Annotated in this window: 17 protein-coding genes; 3 read left to right on the top strand and 14 right to left on the bottom strand. The window is 70.7% G+C overall.

Annotated features, from left to right (window positions below; all coding sequences use genetic code 11):
• Positions 1-44: 44 nt before the first annotated feature.
• Genes ACIBZJ_RS33420 through ACIBZJ_RS33370 form a run of 11 tightly spaced genes read right to left on the bottom strand, consistent with a single transcriptional unit; the run spans position 45 to position 9754 of the window.
• Positions 45-944: a ribokinase gene (locus tag ACIBZJ_RS33420; protein WP_395936819.1), complete on the bottom strand. Its 900-nt coding sequence runs from the start codon at positions 942-944 to the stop codon at positions 45-47.
• Positions 941-1333 carry a cupin domain-containing protein gene (locus ACIBZJ_RS33415; protein ID WP_395936817.1) on the bottom strand — a complete coding sequence of 131 codons (393 nt, stop codon included), beginning with the start codon at positions 1331-1333 and terminating at the stop codon, positions 941-943. The genes ACIBZJ_RS33420 and ACIBZJ_RS33415 overlap by 4 nt, the downstream gene beginning before the upstream one ends.
• Positions 1330-2100, bottom strand: coding sequence for an aldolase/citrate lyase family protein (locus tag ACIBZJ_RS33410; protein ID WP_395936815.1), 771 nt, complete (start codon positions 2098-2100; stop codon positions 1330-1332). Before ACIBZJ_RS33410 ends, ACIBZJ_RS33415 begins: the two co-directional genes overlap by 4 nt.
• Positions 2100-3095 carry an NAD(P)/FAD-dependent oxidoreductase gene (locus ACIBZJ_RS33405; RefSeq protein ID WP_395936813.1) on the bottom strand — a complete coding sequence of 332 codons (996 nt, stop codon included), beginning with the start codon at positions 3093-3095 and terminating at the stop codon, positions 2100-2102. The genes ACIBZJ_RS33410 and ACIBZJ_RS33405 overlap by 1 nt, the downstream gene beginning before the upstream one ends.
• Positions 3083-3400 (bottom strand): ferredoxin, encoded by a 318-nt coding sequence (fdxA, locus tag ACIBZJ_RS33400; protein WP_395936811.1) that lies wholly within the window; start codon positions 3398-3400, stop codon positions 3083-3085. The genes ACIBZJ_RS33405 and fdxA overlap by 13 nt, the downstream gene beginning before the upstream one ends.
• A gap of 7 nt (positions 3401-3407) precedes the next feature.
• Positions 3408-4571, bottom strand: a complete 1164-nt coding sequence (locus ACIBZJ_RS33395; protein WP_395936809.1) for an amidohydrolase family protein — start codon at positions 4569-4571, stop codon at positions 3408-3410.
• Positions 4572-4627: 56 nt separating this feature from the next.
• Positions 4628-5449: a fumarylacetoacetate hydrolase family protein gene (locus ACIBZJ_RS33390; protein ID WP_395936807.1), complete on the bottom strand. Its 822-nt coding sequence runs from the start codon at positions 5447-5449 to the stop codon at positions 4628-4630.
• Positions 5450-5501: 52 nt separating this feature from the next.
• Positions 5502-6671: a hypothetical protein gene (locus ACIBZJ_RS33385; protein WP_395936805.1), complete on the bottom strand. Its 1170-nt coding sequence runs from the start codon at positions 6669-6671 to the stop codon at positions 5502-5504.
• Positions 6672-6685: 14 nt separating this feature from the next.
• Positions 6686-7903, bottom strand: coding sequence for a Dabb family protein (locus ACIBZJ_RS33380; protein WP_395936803.1), 1218 nt, complete (start codon positions 7901-7903; stop codon positions 6686-6688).
• A 10-nt stretch (positions 7904-7913) separates the two neighbouring features.
• Positions 7914-8408 carry an aromatic-ring-hydroxylating dioxygenase subunit beta gene (locus ACIBZJ_RS33375; RefSeq protein ID WP_395936801.1) on the bottom strand — a complete coding sequence of 165 codons (495 nt, stop codon included), beginning with the start codon at positions 8406-8408 and terminating at the stop codon, positions 7914-7916.
• Positions 8408-9754, bottom strand: coding sequence for an aromatic ring-hydroxylating dioxygenase subunit alpha (locus tag ACIBZJ_RS33370; RefSeq protein ID WP_395936799.1), 1347 nt, complete (start codon positions 9752-9754; stop codon positions 8408-8410). The genes ACIBZJ_RS33375 and ACIBZJ_RS33370 overlap by 1 nt, the downstream gene beginning before the upstream one ends.
• A gap of 155 nt (positions 9755-9909) precedes the next feature.
• Here ACIBZJ_RS33370 and ACIBZJ_RS33365 point away from each other — a divergent pair, with 155 nt between their 5' ends.
• Positions 9910-10746 (top strand): IclR family transcriptional regulator, encoded by an 837-nt coding sequence (locus ACIBZJ_RS33365; RefSeq protein WP_395936797.1) that lies wholly within the window; start codon positions 9910-9912, stop codon positions 10744-10746.
• Positions 10747-10762: 16 nt separating this feature from the next.
• On the opposite strand, the gene ACIBZJ_RS33360 is transcribed toward ACIBZJ_RS33365, so the two are convergent.
• Positions 10763-12937, bottom strand: coding sequence for a cytochrome P450 (locus tag ACIBZJ_RS33360; RefSeq protein WP_395936795.1), 2175 nt, complete (start codon positions 12935-12937; stop codon positions 10763-10765).
• Positions 12938-13289: 352 nt separating this feature from the next.
• Positions 13290-14369 carry an NAD(P)-dependent alcohol dehydrogenase gene (locus ACIBZJ_RS33355; RefSeq protein ID WP_395936793.1) on the bottom strand — a complete coding sequence of 360 codons (1080 nt, stop codon included), beginning with the start codon at positions 14367-14369 and terminating at the stop codon, positions 13290-13292.
• Positions 14370-14442: 73 nt separating this feature from the next.
• On the opposite strand from ACIBZJ_RS33355, the gene ACIBZJ_RS33350 reads away from it, so the two are divergent.
• A complete protein-coding gene (locus tag ACIBZJ_RS33350) occupies positions 14443-15894 on the top strand; it encodes an aldehyde dehydrogenase family protein (protein WP_395936791.1) in 1452 nt (483 codons plus the stop codon).
• On the opposite strand, the gene ACIBZJ_RS33345 is transcribed toward ACIBZJ_RS33350, so the two are convergent.
• Entirely contained in the window at positions 15872-17293 is a 1422-nt protein-coding gene (locus tag ACIBZJ_RS33345) for a glycosyltransferase (RefSeq protein WP_395936789.1), read from the bottom strand. The genes ACIBZJ_RS33350 and ACIBZJ_RS33345 overlap by 23 nt on opposite strands.
• An 82-nt stretch (positions 17294-17375) precedes the next feature.
• Here ACIBZJ_RS33345 and ACIBZJ_RS33340 point away from each other — a divergent pair, with 82 nt between their 5' ends.
• The gene (locus tag ACIBZJ_RS33340) at positions 17376-18044 is read left to right on the top strand and encodes a TetR/AcrR family transcriptional regulator (protein WP_395936787.1); all 669 of its coding nucleotides are present in this window, start codon (positions 17376-17378) and stop codon (positions 18042-18044) included.
• Positions 18045-18084 lie beyond the last annotated feature (40 nt).

The raw sequence follows: 18084 nt of genomic DNA, 5'->3' as shown, positions 1-18084 counted from the left end.
ACCGATACGGCAGGGGAAGGGAGGACCTGAGTGGTACGCCGAGCTCAGCCCAACTCGGCGCGCGTGGGGAGGGAGGCCATCGCTCCCGGCCGGGTGACGGTCACGGCCGCGACCCGGGTCGCCCAGCGCGCGGCCTCGACGACGTCGGCGCCGTCGAGCATCGCGTCCGCGATCGCGGCGCAGAAGCTGTCTCCGGCGGCGGTGGCGTCCACGGCCTTGACCTGCTCGGCCGGCACCCGCGTCGACCGGGACTCCTCGACGACCAGGCACCCCAGGGAGCCCAGCGTCACGACGACCGGGCCGCGCGTCCCGAGCTTCTGCGCGAGCTGCACCAGATCACCGCGGTCGGTTCCGGCCAGGCCGAGCAACTCGCCCCGGTTCGGTACCAGCAAGTCGACGCCGGCCAGCAGCGACGCCGACACCGGACGTGCCGGGGCCGGGTTCAGCACGACCAGCCCGTTCGCCACCGACGCGGCCTCCTCGACCACGGCCGACGGCACCTCCTGCTGGAGCAGCACGCACCGCGCCGACGCCACCAGCTCGCGCGCGACCTCGACGTGGTCGTTCGCGCCCGGGCTCACCACGATCGTGCTGTCGCCCTCGGTGTCGACGAACACGAACGCCTGCCCGGTCGGAACGCTCTCCGGGCTCTCCCGGGTGCCCGCCTCCAGTCGCCGGACACCGCTGAGGTCGATGTCTTCGGCCCGCAGCAGGTCGAGCAGGAACTGCCCGTCGCCGTCGCCGCCGACCGCTCCGACCATCGCGGTCCGACGACCGAGCCGGGCCGCGGCCACGGCCTGGTTGCCACCCTTGCCGCCACCGCTGCGCCGGGCGTCGCCGCCGAGCATGGTCTGGCCGCCCTCCGGCGCCCGCGGGACGTCGACCGTGACGTCGACGTTCAGGCTGCCACAGACCACCACGTCGAACGACGTCCGCAGGCTCATGGCCCTACTACTAGCGCATCGGTGAGCGTGCGCGCGATGTCGGCGTAGTCCTCGCGCGGCGGCGCGAACACGTCGAGGTTGATGCACGGCTCGGTGAGCGGCTGGATGTAGTGCTCGGCGCCGGCCGGCACCAGCAGCATCGAGCCGGGCGTCATGCGGTGCGGGACGCCCTCGATGAAGTAGTCGGCCTCGCCCTCGAGGATCAGTGCGAGCTGGTCGAAGCCGGCGTGCGAGTGCGGGCGCAGGTCCATGCCGACCGAGAGCGAGTGCCAGCAGAGCATGACCTCGTCGGTGCTGTAGACCCGGCGGCGCACACCCGGCCTGATCACGTCCTCCGGGACGTCGGCCCAGTTCACGACCGTCCGGTAGAGCGCGTCGCTGAGCGTCATCGGTTTCCTCCGTCGAAGAGCTGCCGTAGCGAGCCGGCCAGGAACTGCAGGTCGGAGCCGACGACGAGGTAGCGGTCGCCGGCGTCGGCCGCGCCCTTCGCCGCGTCCGGTCCTGCCGACCAGGAGCCGGCGATCACGCCACCGTCCGCCGCGGCCTTCCGGACCTCGCGCACGCGTTCTTCGAACGCGGTCCGGTTCCCCGTGCCCACGCTGACCGCGAGGTCGGTGACACCGAGGAAGGCGACGTCCAAACCCTCGAGGACGTCCGGGAGCGGGTCGTCGGTGGTGGCCGTCTCGATCTGGCCGACGAGGATCGGCGGGGTGTCGTGCTCGGCGGCGAGGTAGTCGGCCAGCGGGACGCCGCTGTAGTGCGCGCCCGGGTGGGCGAGCGAGATGCTGCGCGAGCCGCCCGGGGCGTACCGGGTCGCGGCGATCAGCCCGGCGGTCTCGGCCGCCGACCGGAGCGTCGACAGCTGGAGGCCGGCCGCACCGGCCTCGAGCAGCCGGTTGATCAGCCCGGGGTCGACCGCCGTGATCCGGACCAGCGCCGCCAGTCCGATCGCCGCCGCCCGGCTGACCGCCCGGCGAGCCTGCTCCTCGGAGAGCTGCGAGTGCTCCAGGTCCACGACGACGAAGTCGGCACCGGCCGCGGCGGCCAGATCCACCGGCTCTTCCCCGGCCAGCTTCACGAACGTGCCGCGAACCGGGACGCCGCTCGCCAGCGCCGCTCGCAACCGCGCCCGGGGGGTGCCCAGCCACTTGATCATCAGAGAGAGTCCGACGAATGGCCCGGAGTAGTTTTCCACTTCGTGTTGACGAGCGGCGCGATGTGGTTGATCGCGGTCGCGGCCTCACCGAAGCCGACCGAGATCAGCGCGACCTTGCCCTCGTACTGGGCGATGTCACCGGCCGCGAACACCCGCGGCAGGTTCGTCTTCTGGGTGCGGTCGACGAGGATCCGGCGGCGCTTGAGCTCCATGCCCCAGTCGGCCATCGGGCCCAGGTCGGTGAGGAAGCCGATCGCGGCGACGACCGTCTTCACGTCCCGGGTGTGGGTCTCCTTGGAGTCGACGTGCTCCAGCGTGACGGTCTCGACCGCGGTGCCGCCGGCGATCGCGACGACCTCGTACGGCGTCACGACCTCGACCGAGGAGTCCTGCAGCGCCGAGACGCTCTTCTCGTGCGCCCGGAACGCGTCCCGGCGGTGCACCAGCGCGACGCTGTTCGCGAGCGGCTCCAGGGCCAGCGCCCAGTCGACCGCGGAGTCGCCACCGCCGACGACGACCACGTCGTGACCGGCCAGGTCCGCGAGCCGAGGCACGAAGTACCGCAGCCCCCGCCCGGCGAAGTCGCCGCCGGCCGGCAGTTCCTTCGGCTCGAACGTGCCCATGCCGCCGGCGATGAGCACGGCCTTGGCGTGCACGGTCACCCCGGGTTCGCCAGGGGTCGAAGCCACCGCTCCGATCGTGACGCCCTCGTCGTGCACGTCGATCGTCGTCGCGCGCTGCTCCAGCAGGAGCGTCGGCTTCGACTGCTGGGCCTGCTCGAGCAGCGCGTCGACCAGGTCCTGGCCGCGCACCGAGGGGAACCCGGCGACGTCGTAGATGTTCTTCTCCGGGTACAGCGCCGCGAGCTGGCCGCCGACCTCGGGCAGCGAGTCCATCACCGCGACCGACATGCCCCGGAACCCGGCGTAGTACGTGCCGTAGAGCCCCACCGGACCGGCCCCGATGATCAGGACATCGACCGTTACTTCGTCCACGAGGCGACCTTCTCGTGGTCCGCGGCCAGCGGCGGGATCTTCCGGGCACCGCCGGGCGAGCCGATCCCCAGCGTGAGGAAGACCGACTCGTTGATCCCGGCGAACTGCTCGCGATCGGCGGGCAGGTCTTCCTCGTGGAAGATCGACACGGTCGGGCAGGCCGGCTCGCAACGACCGCAGTCGACACACTCTTCCGGGTTGATGTACATCATCCGCGGACCGGTGTAGATGCAGTCGACCGGGCATTCCTCGATGCAGGACTTGTCCTGGACGTCGATGCAGGCGTCGGTGACGACGTAAGCCATGAGTTTCCTATCGCGTGGCGGACGCGTCGCCGCGCCAACCGGTCAGCTCGTGGGAGACGCCGTTCACGAACACCGCGGTGGGCTCGAGCCGGGGCGCCTCGATCGTGTTGCCGGCCGCGTCCGGAAGGACCGCGGAGCCGACCTCCTTCAGCACGGTGACGTGCGCCGGGCCGCCGACCGTCAGCGAGCCGTAGCCCTCGGAGTCCAGGCCGAGGTAGCGCGCGGGCACGGTCGTGACCCGGGGGAGGATCTCCGACATCGGCACGCCCAGCGCGAGGAACTTCGACATCGACGTCACCAGGTCGAACACCGGGCCGCGCCAGTTCCGGCCGGACGTGTCGGAGCTCAGGATGTCGGGGAGGAAGCCCTCGGCTATCGCCGGCTTCGCGACCTTGAACGACATGTTCGACTTGCCGTGCGCCGAGTCGTACATGACGCCCCGCTCGCGGGCCTTGTACACCTCGCGCAGCACGGCGCCGTTCTCGTCGAGGATGCCGTTCTCCTTGCCGGTGTAGCAGTGGGCGATGATGTCGCCCGGGCGCAGCCGCTCGAGGATTTCCGGCAGCGTCAGCGCGGTCTCGCCGATGTGCACCATGACCGGCAGGCCGGCCTGCTCGCCGAGGTCGATCGCCTTCTCCAGCAGCGGGACGATCTTGTCGCCGAGCACGTCCTCGGACAGCCGGATCTTGAAGCCGCGGACGACGTCCGGGTTCTCGGCCGCGGTCGCCAACGCGTCCTCGACGTTGAACGTGTCGGGGTTGAGCAGCTCGCCGTAGCGGAAGTCGATCAGGCCGAGCACCGAGACGTTCAGGAAGTTGACGATCCGCATCACGGTCGGCTCGACGACCAGCGTGCGGAACGCCGGGAACGTCGACGCACCGGCGGTACCGGCGTCGGCGGCGGCGACCACACCGCGACGGAGGTGGGCCTCGTCCTGCGGTGCGCCGACCTTGGAGACCTTCTCGAAGATGTGCGTGTGGCCCTCGATCAGGCCCGGCATGACCATCGCGCCGGTCGCGTCGACGACTTCGGCGGCGTCCGCGGCCAGGCCATCGCCGATCTCGGCGATCTTGCCGTCCTTGATCGCCAGGTCGGTGATCTGGTTGCGGCCCGATGCGTGGTCGAGGACGGTGCCACCGCGCACCACGGTGTCGAAGCGCGATTCAGACATGGAGACCTCCACGAAGGGACGGGTCCCGTCGAGGGACTCCGGGGTCGGAAAAGATTTCAGGCGATGGTGTTGACCAGCGGCACCAGGCCGCCGACGGTGATCGTGACCCGCTGGCCGGGGCGCAGGTAGTCGCCCCGGTCCTGTCCGGTGCCGGGCGGGCTGCCGGTGAGGACGACGTCACCGGGCTCGAGCCGCACGTACCGGGAGAGCCGGGCCAGCAGGTCCGGCACGTCGAAGATCAGGTCGGCGGTGGTGCTGTCCTGACGCTGCTCACCGTCGACCGACGAGGCGACCGGAATCGCGTTCGGATCTGTGACCTCGGCCAGCGGTAACACGGTCGGGCCGAACGGCGCGCAGCCCGGGAAGCCCTTGGCGAGCGTCGGGGTGCCGGTGGCCTTCATGACGTCACGGGCCGTCGTGTCGTTGGCGGCGATGATGCCGGCGACCGCGTCCCACACGTCCTCGGGCCGGGCGTCGACGAGCGCGCGGCCGAGCACGACGCCGACCTCGGCCTCGTAGTCGAACTGCTCGGTCAGGCCGGCCGGAATCGGGAGCGGCGCCCCGTGCGTGGTGAGCGCGCTGGACGGCTTGAGGAACAGGATCGGCGAGGTCGGCACGGCGCGGCCGGTCAGTGCGGCTTTGCCGTGGTAGTTCAGCCCGACGCCCCAGACGGACGTCGTCGCCAGCGCGAGCGGCGCGGCCGCGACCGCGTCGAGGTCGGCCTTCGGCAGGCGGCGGATCACTGCTGCCTTGTCGACGTCGGCCAGCGACCCGCCGTCGGCGAGCAGCGCCGACAGGTCCGGGTAGGGCAGGTCGACGACGGCCAGCTCGTCGCCCTCGATCCGGGCGATTCCGTGGTGGGTGACGAGCGTTTCCATGCCGTCGATCTTCAATTGCGAGATCTCATCTTGTCAAGTGAGACAGCAACACCTAGTGCGAGACGGAGAGCACGATGCGCTCGTAAATGCGGGCCCAGCGTCCGAGCTCGGCCAGCGAGAACGTGTCGACCCGGGGGTCGTCCGAAGACGCCACCGAACGCGGGCCCAGACGGGCGGTCGGAACACCCGCGGCTCGGAACGCTACGCCGTCGGTGGAGCCGGTCCAGCCCGAGATCGGACCGGCGGGCGGGAACTCGGCCTCGTAGGCGGCGGTGGCGGCCCGGATGACCGGTGCGTCGGCCGGAGTCCCGGGGCCGTCCCCGAGGAGCTCCTCGTCCACCTCGACACCGGGGAAAGCCCTCAGGTGCGCGGCGAGCGACGACGCCGCCGCACCCGGCGCGATCGGGCCGGGCAGCACCAGGTAACACGCCAGCTCCAGCCACGCCGGCGCCAGATCGGGCTTCTCCGGCGAACCCGCCCGCAGCGCACCGAGCCCGAACGACGCCCCGTCCGGCCGGGTCGGGTCGGCGCAGATCGCCCGCTGCCGGGCGTCCGCCACGTAGTGCGAACCCCAGGCGGAGACGGCGGTGAGCAGGTCGCCGGCTCGGGCGACCAGGCCGCCGGCCGGACGCAGGACGTGCGGCAGCATCAACGGGCCCCAGCCCCCGGAGAGCCGCACCCGCAGATAGAGCGCACCCGGCTCCTGCCGCAGCACCCCCGGCGGCCCGCCCTTGGCGACGACGGCCGCGTCCGGCCGAGGCAGCGCGGAGAGGTACTCGGCGACGCCGGTCGGCCCGTGACCGCGGCGGTGGGTGCCCCGAGCGGCGAGGAGCAGGTGGGCCGATCCGCGGATCCGGGTCGCGGCCCGGACGAAGCCGACCACCGCGGCGGCGGCGGGGCCTTTCGCGACGCCGAGCCCGAAACCGCTCACCGTGTCGCCGTCGGACGCGAACGCGGCCGGTGCGTCAGCCCGGCCGGTGATCGCCGTGTCGACCCCCGCGTCGCCGGTCAGCGAGGTGTCGAGGTGGGAGTAGAGCACCACCGACGCCGGACCGTCGCCGACCGAGGCCAGCACACTGGCCGCGTCGCCGCCGAGCGGCCGCACCTGCCAGGAGAGGGCCGGCCAGCGTTCTCCGGCGAATTCCACGAACGCCTCGGCGAGCGGGCGCTCGCCCCCGGACGGGCTCGCGGTGCCGGCCAGCACGGACAGCGCAGCCAGCACCGCATCACCCTCGGTCAGAACCGCTCCCAGTCGTCGGCCGCCGCGCGCCACACGTCGATGTTGCGCGGGTCGCCGGACATCCGGCGGGCCTTGTGGGTCTCGTGCTCCTCCGGGGTGAACACCCGGTGGCCGTCGCACAGCTCGATCCGGGGACCGAACCGCTCGTCGTAGAGGTAGAACGCGATCGACGTCGACGCCGAGTGGTTCACGATGTCGGACGCGATCTCCACGTTCTTGTAGAGCGCCTTCGCCCGGCCCCGCATGACGTGGTCGAGGCTCTTCATCCGGAAGCACAGGTGCGCCAGGAAGAAGCTGTTGTCGCGGCGCAGCGCGACCGAGTGGTGGTAGCGGTCCTCCGACCGGATGAACGCCGACGTGCCGCGGCCCGGCGTCATCACGAAGTCCGAGGCCTGGAAGCCGAGCACGTCCAGGTAGAAGTGCAGGCTCTCCTCGTACCGGTCGGTCGAGAGGAACGGGTGCACCAGGTCGAGCGGCCGGTACTCGAGCATCGGGGGCTCGGCGTACTCCTGGTACTCGTAGCCGAACTCCAGCGTGAGGCCGTTCGGGTCCTTCGTGGCGAAGCCCCTGGTGACGATCGCCGCGGTGCGCTCGTGCAACGGCAGGATCTCGGCGCCCTCGGTGCGCAGCCGCTTCTCCAGGTCGTCCAGTACCTCTTCGGACTCGACGCTCAGGCCGATCGCGAGGGGCTGGAACATCGTCAGGCTCGGGTCGCTGACGAGCTCGATCGAGTGGTGTTCCTTGTCGGCCCGCAACTGCGCGTACTCGTCCGTGCGCGCCTCCAGCTGGAGACCCACCAGGTAGGTGTAGAACTCGATCGCCTCGTCGAGGGCCGGCGTCGCCAGCCGGGCGAACTGGATGCCGTACGGGCCGCGGGGGCGGTTGATTTCGGGCACGGGGTTCTCCGATCGGAACGGCGACGACGCTTCGAGCGTGACGATCGTCTGTTGGTCGATGACGGGCCGCCATCGCTCGCGCACGAACGTCTCGTGCGACTTGCTGTTCAGGTACGACTTCAGATCGTCTTCGTCGTCGAACTCGATCGTGAACACGTGCGACATGCGGGTGTCGCGCTGGGAGATGTTCGGGCCCAGCACGAAGCTCCGCATCTGCGGGTACCGGCTCGGGAACGTCTCCAGCTCGGCTAGCACCGCCTCCACGGTCTCGGCCGGGACGTCCGGCTTGAACCGGAACGCGAGGACGTGCCTGATCATGACGCTCCCCTCAGAGAATGAAGCTCAGCCGGGCGCCCGGCTCGAGCATCTCGTGCTCGAGGTACGCACGGCGGTGGACGAATTTCAGCTCACCCTCGTCGTTGAGCACCACGTCGTGGTGGTACCGGCCGACGTACACGTGGTGGGTCAGGTCGCGGAACCGGTTGATGATGAAGTTCGCCTTGATCTCGGGCCCGTTGCTGCCGTCGATCAGGCGGACGTTGGTGACCATCCGGTGGGTGCGCGAGTGCGGGTTCTCGGCGTGCGCCTTCCGGCTCTTCAGCCGCTTGACGCGCGCGTTGAGCAGGTCCCAGTCGTCGAGGACGAAGAACCCGCCGCCGGTGCGGTCCCAGCCCTTGTAGTCGGTGGTCGGCACCTCGAACGTGCCGCCCTCCTGGAAGAGCGAGAGCCAGGCGTCCAGGTGCCACTCGTCGAGCAGCATGGCCTCCTGGTAGAGGAAGTCCTCGGCGTTCTCCCTGGTCACACTGACGGTTGGGGCGCTCATCAACATCCGCTCTCGTACGTGGTGGCGTCGACGCCGGGAACCTGGCCCAGCGACTTGTCCCAGTGACGCCAGAAGCTGCGCATGGCGCCCTCGTCGATCGAGCGGCCCTTCTCGCCCTTCGACTCGCGCTCCATGCCCCGGGACATGTCGCTCCAGTCGTTGAAGCCGCGGGCGTCGCCCTTGCTGGCCTCGATGCCGCGCTGGACGGCCTCGTAGGCCTCGATGTCGTCCGGCGTCGCCAGGCCACCGGGGCCGACGAAACTGGTCATCGTCTTCAGGCGCATCGCGCGCACGTCGTCGTCCTCGTCGGTCGGCACGTACTGCCAGGCCCGGACGTCGGTGCGGCCGGGCGCGACCGGCTCGAGCTGCCGGATCGTCAGCGCCTCGAGGTCGAAGAACAGCAGGTTCGGCCAGACGAACAGGATCCGGCTGGCGTTGCCGATCTCGTCGGCGCGCTCCTGGCCGAGTCGCTCGGCCATCGCCTTGCGGTTCTCTTCCGTGCGGGTCTTCTCGGCCTCGCCAAAGCGCGGCTCCCAGATCATGCCCAGCCGGCCGTTGTGCCCGGTCAGGACCAGCATCGAGTGCCCGCCGCCGAGATCGTAGGCGTACTGGTCGTCGTCGGTGACCGGGAAGCCGGTCTCCCGCAGGTAGCCCACGAACGTGTTGTGGGTCGGCGAGAAGTGGTAGCCGTCCATCGCGTTCTCGACCGCGAGCTTCCAGTTGCCCTTGACGCCGTAGCGCTGGATCCCCGGGAGCGTGGTCATGCCGGTGGCCGACTGCTCGGCGGCCATCGAGAGGACGTCGGCCGCCTCGCCCAGGTGCTCGAGCAGCGGCGGCACGTTCTCGTCGAACGAGACGAACACGAACCCCTCGTGGATGTCGAGCTTCGCCACCGGCCGCAGGTCCATCGTGCCCTTGAACCGGTCGAGCTCGGCGTAGGCGTCGTCTCCGGGGAGCGCGGAGAGCTTGCCGGACGAGTTGAACGTCCAGGCGTGGTAGAAGCACTGGAAGTTGCGGGAGTTGCCCTGCTCGTCCCGGCAGACCACGGTGCCGCGGTGCGGGCAGGAGTTCAGGAACGCCCGCACGACCCCGTCGCCACCACGAACGAAGATCAGCGGCTTACCGCCCAGCACCCGGACCTTGTAGTCGTGATTCCTGGGGATCTCGGTCTCGTGGCCCAGATAGAGCCAGGAGTGGTGCCAGATCCGGTCGCGCTCGGTCTGGAAGACCTCCGCCGAGCGGTACGCCTCGCGGTTGACCCGGAAGGTCAGCGCGTTCCAGTCCTGCGCGATCAGGCCTCCGTGGCCGGTATCGACCAGACCCTCAGCCATTGTCTGCGTCATCATCGGTCCTCGTTGTGGGAGATGCCATCTCGCATTACGACATGCTGTCTTGCAAAGTGCGTAAGTGTCAACGGGGCCGACGATGTCGGCTGGGTTGATAGCATCACGCCTTCTGAGATGAGTGCTGTGACCGTGCGCGGCCACAAAAAGGACACCCCATGCTTGAGCCAGTCCCCGAAATCGCCCCGGTCTCCCCCGCCCCGGCCGAGGCTGACTACTTCGCCTCCGGCGAGGCGGACGAGCTGCCCCGTGCCGAGCGCGGGACCCCGGCGATCCAGGCCGTCGAGCGCGCCGCGACGATCCTCGGCGCTTTCAGCGTCGGCAGGCCGAGGCTGAGCCTGAACGAACTGACGGCCCGGCTCGGTACCAGCAAAGCCACCGCCCACCGGTACACGAAGGCACTGCGCTCGGTGAACCTGCTGCGTTACGACGAACGGGAGGCGCTGTACTCCCTCGGCCCGCAGGTGCTGACCCTCTCCGCGGCCGCACGCGCCGGGCTGCCGATCATCACGATCGCCGGCCCGTACATGGAGGAGCTGGTGCGCGAGGCCGGCGAGACCGTGGTGCTCTCGGTCTGGGACGGCGACACCGCGGTCGTCGTCCGGGTCGACGACAACACCGACCGCACGGTGCGGATCAGCGTCCGCACCGGGGCCCGGCTGTCGATGTCCCGGTCGGCGCAGGGACGGGTGTTCTGCGCATTCCTGGACGAGGACGAGATCGGCGGCCTGGGTGCCCTCCTCCGCCGCAGCCCCGACCTCCGGCAAGAACTGGAGGCGATCCGGGAGAACGGCATCTCGGTGAACACCCCGGTCGACAACGGCGTCCGGACGATCGCCGCGCCGGTGTTCCAGGACGCCGCGATCGTCGCCACGATGGCGATCGTCGGTACCACCGCGGCCGTGGCCGACGAGACGAGCTCGCCGGCCGCGCAGTCGCTGCTGCGGGTGTGCCGCTCGCTCACCCAGGAGCTCGGCAGCGGCCCGCGCCTGTAGGAGCGACCTACCCACGTCACAGATCCAGCGTCAGCCGGTCGGATGCGCACCGGCTGACGCAGATCATGATCGTGTTGCCGTCGGCCCGCTCGGCCGCGGAGAGAATGCTGTCCCGGTGCTCGGCCCGCCCGGCCAGCAGCCGGGTCTCGCACGAGCCGCAGAAGCCCTCTTCGCAGTCGTAGGGCACGCCGGGCACGACGTCGCGGACGGCTTCGAGCAGCGTGCGGTTGGCCGGCACCGGCACGGTCCGCCCGGCGCGGGCCAGCGTCACCTCGAACGCACGGGCGTCGGCCGGGATCGGGGCGATCCGGTCGGTGCCGCTGCCGGTGAACCGCTCGACGTGCAACTCCAGGTCACCGACCGTGGCCTCCACGGCCGTGAGCAACCCCTCGGGGCCGCAGCAGTAGACCTTGGTGGTTCCCGCTTCCCGGCTGAAGGCACCGGCGAGGTCGGGATGGCCGAGCTCGTCCTGGGGGATGAGCTGTACGCGGTCGCCGTACTCGTCGTGCAGCGCCGAGGCGAACGCCATCGACGCCCGGGTACGGCCGCCGTAGAGCAGCGTCCAGTCCTTGCCCGCGGCCTCGGCCGCGCGCACCATCGCACTGATCGGCGTGATGCCGATACCGCCCGCGACGAACAGGTACCGCTCGGCGTCGAACAGCGGGAAGTGGTTCTTCGGCCCGCGGACGCGCACCGAGGCTCCGGCGGTCAGGCCTTCGTGGACCTCGACCGACCCGCCGCGCCCGGCGACCTCGCGGAGCACCGCGACCTGGTACACCGACTTCTCGGCGGGGTCTCCGCAGAGCGAGTACTGGCGGACCTTGCCCGACGGCAGGATCAGGTCGATGTGCGCGCCCGGCTCCCAGGCCGGGAGCTCGCCGTCGCCGGTCAGGCGCAGCGAGACCACACCGTCGGCGACCCGCTCCACCGCGTCCAGCGTCAGGACCTGGACGTCGAGGTTGGCCTCGGCCTTCGCGACCGGCGTGCCGCGCTTCGCGCCCGGCGTGAACGTCACCGGGATCGCGTCCCAGCCGGACTGGTTGCCCCACGACTCGGTCGGGGTGGCCGGCGCGGCGAGGGTGAAGTCCGGGAACCGCTCGAGGACCTGGGTGATCATCTCGCGGAACATCGCCCGGGCTAGGTGCGCGCCCGCGCAGCGGTGCGTCCCGATGCCGAAGCTCAAGTGCCCGCGCGGGTCACGGTCGAGGACGACTTCGTCCGGCTCCGGGAACATCTCGGGGTCGTGGTTCGCCGCGACCCACGGGATCAGCACCCGATCGCCGTGCGCGACCGGGCAGCCGCCGATCTCGGTGTCTTTCATGACCGTCCGGGCCATCGACTGCGACGGCGCGAACTTCCGCAGGAACTCCTCGGTCGCGACGTCGAGCAGCGCGGGCTCGCGGAGCAGCCGGGCCCGGTCCTCCGGGTGGGTCGCGAGGTGCACCAGCGTCGAGCCGGTCAGCGCCGTCGTCGTGTCGACGCCGCCGGCGACCAGCAGGAAGATCACGCTGACCAGCTCGTCGTCGGAGAAGTTCTCCCCGTGCCGGACGAGCCAGGAGATCGCGTCGTCCTTCGGCTCCGCGCGCCGGGCGTTGATCAGCTCGACGATCCGCTCGCCCATGAAGCCGAGCGCCGCGCCCCCTCGCTGTTCGCGCTCGCTGCCCGGGATCGCCGCGAACAGGTCGTGGATCGGCCCGGCCAGGCGTTTCCAGTCCTCGCGCGGGAACCCGAGCCAGTCGAGCGTCACCGCGGTCGGGACCGGGTTCGTCAGCTGGTGCACCAGGTCGGCGCGCCCGTCCTCGACGAACGCGTTGATGACCTCGGTGACGTGCTTCGCGATCATCGGGACGAGTTGGTCGACCGCTTTTTTGGTCAGCAGCGGGTTGATCAGCTCGCGGTACGGCGTCGACCGCGGCGGGTCGAGCTCGATCGGGTACTGCGGGAGTGCCTTGCTCTCGGGGATGACGAACTGGATCCCGTCGTCCTCGCTGTGGCGAGCCGACGAGAACGTCGCGTCGTCCCGGGCGATCCGGGCGATGTCGTCGTACCGGGTCGTGACCCAGTGGCCGCCGTAGGACTCGGTCCAGGCGACCGGGCACTTGCCCCGGAGATCTGCGTAATGACGCACCGGGTCTGCGGTGAACTCCGGGGCGTGATGGTCGAATTCGACCGTCGGTCGTGCTGCTTCCACTGCCAACTCCTGGCATCTGAAGCTTGGTGCGCGGTGTTTGCCCCGGCCGCGCCACCGGAGTTGCCGCTTACGGTAGGTCGCACCGAGTGCGCCGTCAATCGCTTCCCGTCGCCGTCCGGCAACCTGGTGCGTTCCTGCGTCCCCGCAGCTCAGAGCCTTCGTCCGGACGCCACCCAGAACGAACTGTTCACAACTGCGTGCCGCAAGAGCACAAACCCGGAGCCCTTGTTTTGTTGCCCGAACCTGGAGCCCGCCCAGGGCGACGCTGACATCCGCGCCACTCGACGCCGTGTACCCGTTGTACTCAAGTCGTGTGGCGCGGCTGTCAGCGTCGTTCTGGGCGGGCCGCCCCCTAAAACGTGAGGACGGCTTTGACTACTTCTCCGCGCTTGGTGGCGGCGGCGGCCTCGTTGATGTTCTCGAACTCGTAGTGGGCCATGAGCTTCTCGACCGGGAACCGGCCGGCCTCCTGCCAGGCCAGCAGCTGGGGCACCAGCACCTGAGGCACCGCGCTCCCGGAGATCACGCCGGTGACCGTCCGGCCGTTGAGCAGCGTCCGCCACTCGATCTCGACGTTCTCGCTCGGCCCGACTCCGACGACCGCGCAGGTGCCGCGAGTGTGCAGGGCCGCAACCGCGGACGCGACGACGTCGGCGCGACCGGTGGTGTCGACCGCGCCGTCGAGCCCGTCCGGCACGATCGCCCGGATCCGCTGGGCGACGTCACCGTCGCGCGAGTCGAGGACGTGCGTGGCGCCCACCTCCTGTGCGGTCTGCAGACGCCCCGGGCTGATGTCCACCGCGACGATCGTCGGGACACCGGCCGCGGCCGCGGTCATCACCGACGCGAGGCCGACCGCCCCGGCCCCGAACACCGCGAGCGCGCTCTCCGGGCCCGGCTTCAGGTTGTTGAGGACCGCACCGGCACCGGTCATGAACCCGCACCCGAACGGGCCGACGTTCCGCAGGTCGGCGGTCTCCGGCAACTTGACGACGCTGCGCACGTTCGCGACCGCGTGTGTGGCGAACGTCGACTGACCGAGGAAGTGTCCGTAAACGGGCTGCCCGTCGATCCGGATCGCGGACGAGCCGTCGGCCCTGGCCCCGGCGAAGTTCAGCGCGTCGAACCGCGCGCAGTACGACGGCGAAGCCGTCCGGCATTGCTTGCAGACGCCGCAGGACGTGAACGCCAGCGCCACCGCGTCACCCGGCTTCACGTCGGTGACCCCGGCCCCGACCGCTTCGACCACCCCCGCGCCCTCGTGCCCGAGCACGGCGTTGGTCGGCAGGAACGTGGCGAAGTGCAGGTCGGTGGCGCAGATACCGACGCTCACCAGGCGGACCAGCACCTCGTCGGCGCGCGGCTCCTCCAGTTGCGCCGGCCGCAACTCGAACGTCTTCTCTTTGGTCACGGCGGCGACAGTGATGTCCACGAGGATCTCCGATAACTCACTATGGCGAGACGGCATCTTGACTTCCGAGATAGTAGACGTCAAGACTCCCGGTATGAGCGTGCTGGACGTCCCTGAGAACCGACTGCTGATCGCCGGTGGCTGGCAAGCCCCGGCGTCCGGTGAGGCCCTGCCGGTACTCGACCCGGCCACCCGGGAGCCGTTCCGTTCCGTCGGCCGAGCCACCGCCCCTGACGTGGACGCCGCCGTGGCGGCCGCCCGCAGCGCGTACGACGGCTGGTCGCGGATGAACCCCTCCGACCGCGGAGCCATCCTGGCCCGATGGTCGCAGCTCATCTTCGAACACGTCGAGGAACTCGCCCGGTACGAGGCCCAGGATGTCGGCAAGCCACTCTCCGACGCCCGCACCAACATCTACATCGCCGGCAGCATCCTCGGCTACTTCGCCGGTGCCGCCGACAAGCTCCACGGCGCGACGCTCCCGTCCCGCTCGGCCGACAACACCGGCTTCACTCTGCGTGAGTCGCTGGGTGTCTGCGCGATGGTGATCGCCTGGAACGTGCCGGCCATTCTGTTCATGGCCGACGCCGCTCCGGCGCTCGCCGCCGGCAACACGGTCGTCCTCAAACCGTCCGAGTACGCGCCGATGAGCCCGCTCGGCATTGCCGCACTGGCCGAGGAAGCCGGGCTCCCACCAGGCGTTCTGAACGTCGTCACGGGCCTGGGCCCGGAGGCGGGTCAGCCGCTGACGAGCCACCCGGGTATCAACCACATCAGCTTCGTCGGGTCCTCGGCCACCGGCCGGGCGATCATGGCGTCAGCCGCCAAGAACTTGGTCCCGGTGAAGCTGGAGCTCGGCGGAAAGTCACCCAACGTAGTCTTCGCCGACGCCGACCTGGACGCGGCCGTGCCGCAGATCCTCGAGTCGATCGTCGAGAACGCGGGCCAGAACTGCTACGCGGGCTCGCGTCTGCTGATCGAGGAGCCGATCTACGACGACGTGGTGGCCCGTCTGGCCGCCGCGATGGAGGCGGTCAAGGCCGGTCCGTGGCACGAGGACCTCGACATGGGTCCGCTGGTCAACGGTCTCCAGCACGATCGGGTGGCCGGCTTCCTGCAGGGCGGCGTTGCCTCCGGGGCCCGGGTCGTCACCGGCGGCCCCGGCGGCACCGACGGCTGGTTCGTCAAGCCGACGCTGTTCGACAACGTCACGCCGGACATGCCGATCGTCCGCGAGGAGATCTTCGGCCCGGTCCTGGCGGCCGAGTCGTTCCGCGGTGCCCGGGACGCGATCGACCGGGTCAACGCGACCCCGTACGGCCTGCTGGTCAGCGTCTGGACGAACGACCTGTCGCGGGCGCTGCGCGTCACCCAGGAGGTCCGCTCCGGGCAGGTGTCGGTGAACGAGTTCGCGAACTCGGCGATCATCGGCTTCCCGTTCAACTTGGCCAAGGAGAGCGGGTTCAGCCAGGGCGGCGGCTACGAGGCGATGAAGGAGTACACGTCCGAGAAGGGCGTGACGATCAGGATGCGTCCGCTGGACTGACGCTCCCCGACGTTCCCGTCCCGCCAGGCCGGCGGCGTGCGGGAGCCACGAGGCCGGACCTTGACTCCGGCCTCGGCGCCGGGTCGCAGCGTTGCGGCCCGGCGCCTCCTTCTCCTCGGTGTGCGGTCGCGTTCGCGAGCGTCAGGAGCTCGGTGGCGGCGCGCTCTGCGGCGTGCGCGCCGTCGGACTCGTCCCGCAGGCGGCGCGCCGCCGCGGCGAACCCTGGTTCGGCCAGCACGCGACGGACGCCGGTGCGGATCTGGGCTTCCGAGGGCGTCTGCGTGCGCAGGTCGACGCCGACGCCGGACCACGCGACCCGGGCCGAGACCTCCGCCTTGTCTTCGGACTTGCCGGCCACGACCAGCGGCAGCCCGTGCGCGATCGCGAGTTGCACGGTGCCGAACCCACCGTTCGTCACCACCGCGGACGCGTGCCGGAAGAGCTCGCCGAACGGCACGTACCGCTCCACCCGGGCATTCGCCGGGACGGGCTCGAGTACCGACGGGTCGGCGCCGCCGGTCACGGCGACGACCAGGACGTCCTCCGCGGCCAGACCGGCCAGCGCCGGACTCAGCAGCTGCGCGGGGTCGGTCGCGACCGTGCCCTGGGTCACGACCAGGACCGGACGTCCGGAGGCGGTGACCTCGTCCCACCAGGCCGGCCGGGCCCGATCGGCGGGCGGCAGCGGATCGGGATGGCCGACGAACCGGACCCAGGACGGCAGGTCCGACCGCGGGTACTCGAAGCCCGACGGCGAGAGCTGCAGGAAGCGGTCCGGCGGCGTCCCGATCTCCACCGCGGTGCGGTTCCTGGGCGGCAGGCCGACCGCACGCCGCTGGGCGTCGAGCAGGCGCGCCGACGGGGCGAACATCGTCGTGCGGACGAACGTGTTGAGCAGCCGGTTGCGGGTCCGGCCCAGTAGCCCCGAGGCCGGTGGCAGCCCGAGCCCGAACGGCGCCGCGTCGACGCTGGGAAACGCCAGCGCGGTGATCCCGAACGTGGCGACCGGCGGGCCGCCGAGCTCACGTACCAGCGCCGCCGCGAGCAGGGCGGTGTCGGCGACCAGCACGTCGGCCGGTTCCTCGGCGAGCAGGCTCCGCAGGTGCCGGACCTGGTCGGCGACCGGCGCGATGAACAGGTGCTCCAGGTCGAAGAGGAACTGCTTCACCCCGCTGTACCGGGCTCGCTCGGGCAGGATCTCGTCGATCGGCCGGAGGCTGTGGTCGAGGGACGCCGGGAGCGGGACGAACTCGGCCCCGGCCCGGACCACCCCGTCCTCGTACGCGCGGCCGGTCGTGAACCGCACCCGGTGGCCGTGGTCGGCGAGCGCCCGCACGAGCGGGTGGGCCGGATTGACGTGTCCGGCCGCGGGGGTGGCGGCGAACAGGAAGCGTGCCACTGCACTGACGTCCCTTCTGGAGATGGAGGGCCCCTGTCGCCTGGATGACTGCTGATTCAGCGGCCGGGGTCCACCATCGACGATGAGCGACGCCGCGCCGATGGGCGAGCTTCGACGGGGATGCCGGGAGGAACTGACCGTGTCGTTCGGTAAACCTGGGCGTCCGCCCGAGGACCACACGCTGCGCCGCCGGGAGATCTACCTCGCCGTCGCGCCGCTCGTCGACGCGACGGGATACCGGCGGCTGAGCATGAAGGCCGCCGCCCGCGCCGCACACCTGTCCGTCGGTGGTCTGTACCACTACTTTCCGACCAAACGCGAACTCGTGCTGCACCCGTTGACCGGGGACTTCGGCGGTCGCTACTGCGCCGATCTCAACGCCGCCTTCGCCCCGCTGCTGGAGACCGACCCCGAGCGCTACGTCCGGTTGAAGCTCCGGGGTATCGCCCGGTGCGTCACGGTGGCCCGACCGGCGTTCCACGCGGCCGTCGAAATGGGGCTCGAGGCGTACGAGGAGTCGCTCGAGGCCAGTCTCGCGAGCGTCTCGGCGGCGGTCGAGGAGCCGCTCCGGCGGATCCGTCCGCCGATGCCGGACGACGAGATCCGGTCGATCAGCCGGTCCATGCGTCGCGTCCTGATGGCCGCGATCATCGATCGGACGACGACCGAGGCGGAAATCGTCACCGACTGCGAGCGCGTGCTCGACTCGTATCTCGCACGTCAGCCGAGCGGCGGGATCGCGATCGGGTAACGATCGGCGCATCCTCTCCGCAGAAGCGGCAAATCACCGC

The organism is Cryptosporangium sp. NPDC051539, assembly GCF_044454545.1.
Classification (GTDB): domain Bacteria; phylum Actinomycetota; class Actinomycetes; order Mycobacteriales; family Cryptosporangiaceae; genus Cryptosporangium.
Note: the sequence above shows the minus strand (reverse complement) of the source record. Positions and strands in the feature narration are given on the sequence as shown.

Bases quoted from the DNA above. Each gene is read 5' to 3' on its own strand.
- ACIBZJ_RS33420 (WP_395936819.1), bottom strand. From the start codon at position 944: ATGAGCCTGCGGACGTCGTTCGACGTGGTGGTCTGTGGCAGCCTGAAC.
- ACIBZJ_RS33415 (WP_395936817.1), bottom strand. From the start codon at position 1,333: ATGACGCTCAGCGACGCGCTCTACCGGACGGTCGTGAACTGGGCCGAC.
- ACIBZJ_RS33410 (WP_395936815.1), bottom strand. From the start codon at position 2,100: ATGATCAAGTGGCTGGGCACCCCCCGGGCGCGGTTGCGAGCGGCGCTG.
- fdxA (WP_395936811.1), bottom strand. From the start codon at position 3,400: ATGGCTTACGTCGTCACCGACGCCTGCATCGACGTCCAGGACAAGTCC.
- ACIBZJ_RS33395 (WP_395936809.1), bottom strand. From the start codon at position 4,571: ATGTCTGAATCGCGCTTCGACACCGTGGTGCGCGGTGGCACCGTCCTC.
- ACIBZJ_RS33390 (WP_395936807.1), bottom strand. From the start codon at position 5,449: ATGGAAACGCTCGTCACCCACCACGGAATCGCCCGGATCGAGGGCGAC.
- ACIBZJ_RS33380 (WP_395936803.1), bottom strand. From the start codon at position 7,903: ATGATCAGGCACGTCCTCGCGTTCCGGTTCAAGCCGGACGTCCCGGCC.
- ACIBZJ_RS33375 (WP_395936801.1), bottom strand. From the start codon at position 8,408: ATGAGCGCCCCAACCGTCAGTGTGACCAGGGAGAACGCCGAGGACTTC.
- ACIBZJ_RS33370 (WP_395936799.1), bottom strand. From the start codon at position 9,754: ATGATGACGCAGACAATGGCTGAGGGTCTGGTCGATACCGGCCACGGA.
- ACIBZJ_RS33365 (WP_395936797.1), top strand. From the start codon at position 9,910: ATGCTTGAGCCAGTCCCCGAAATCGCCCCGGTCTCCCCCGCCCCGGCC.
- ACIBZJ_RS33350 (WP_395936791.1), top strand. From the start codon at position 14,443: ATGAGCGTGCTGGACGTCCCTGAGAACCGACTGCTGATCGCCGGTGGC.
- ACIBZJ_RS33340 (WP_395936787.1), top strand. From the start codon at position 17,376: ATGAGCGACGCCGCGCCGATGGGCGAGCTTCGACGGGGATGCCGGGAG.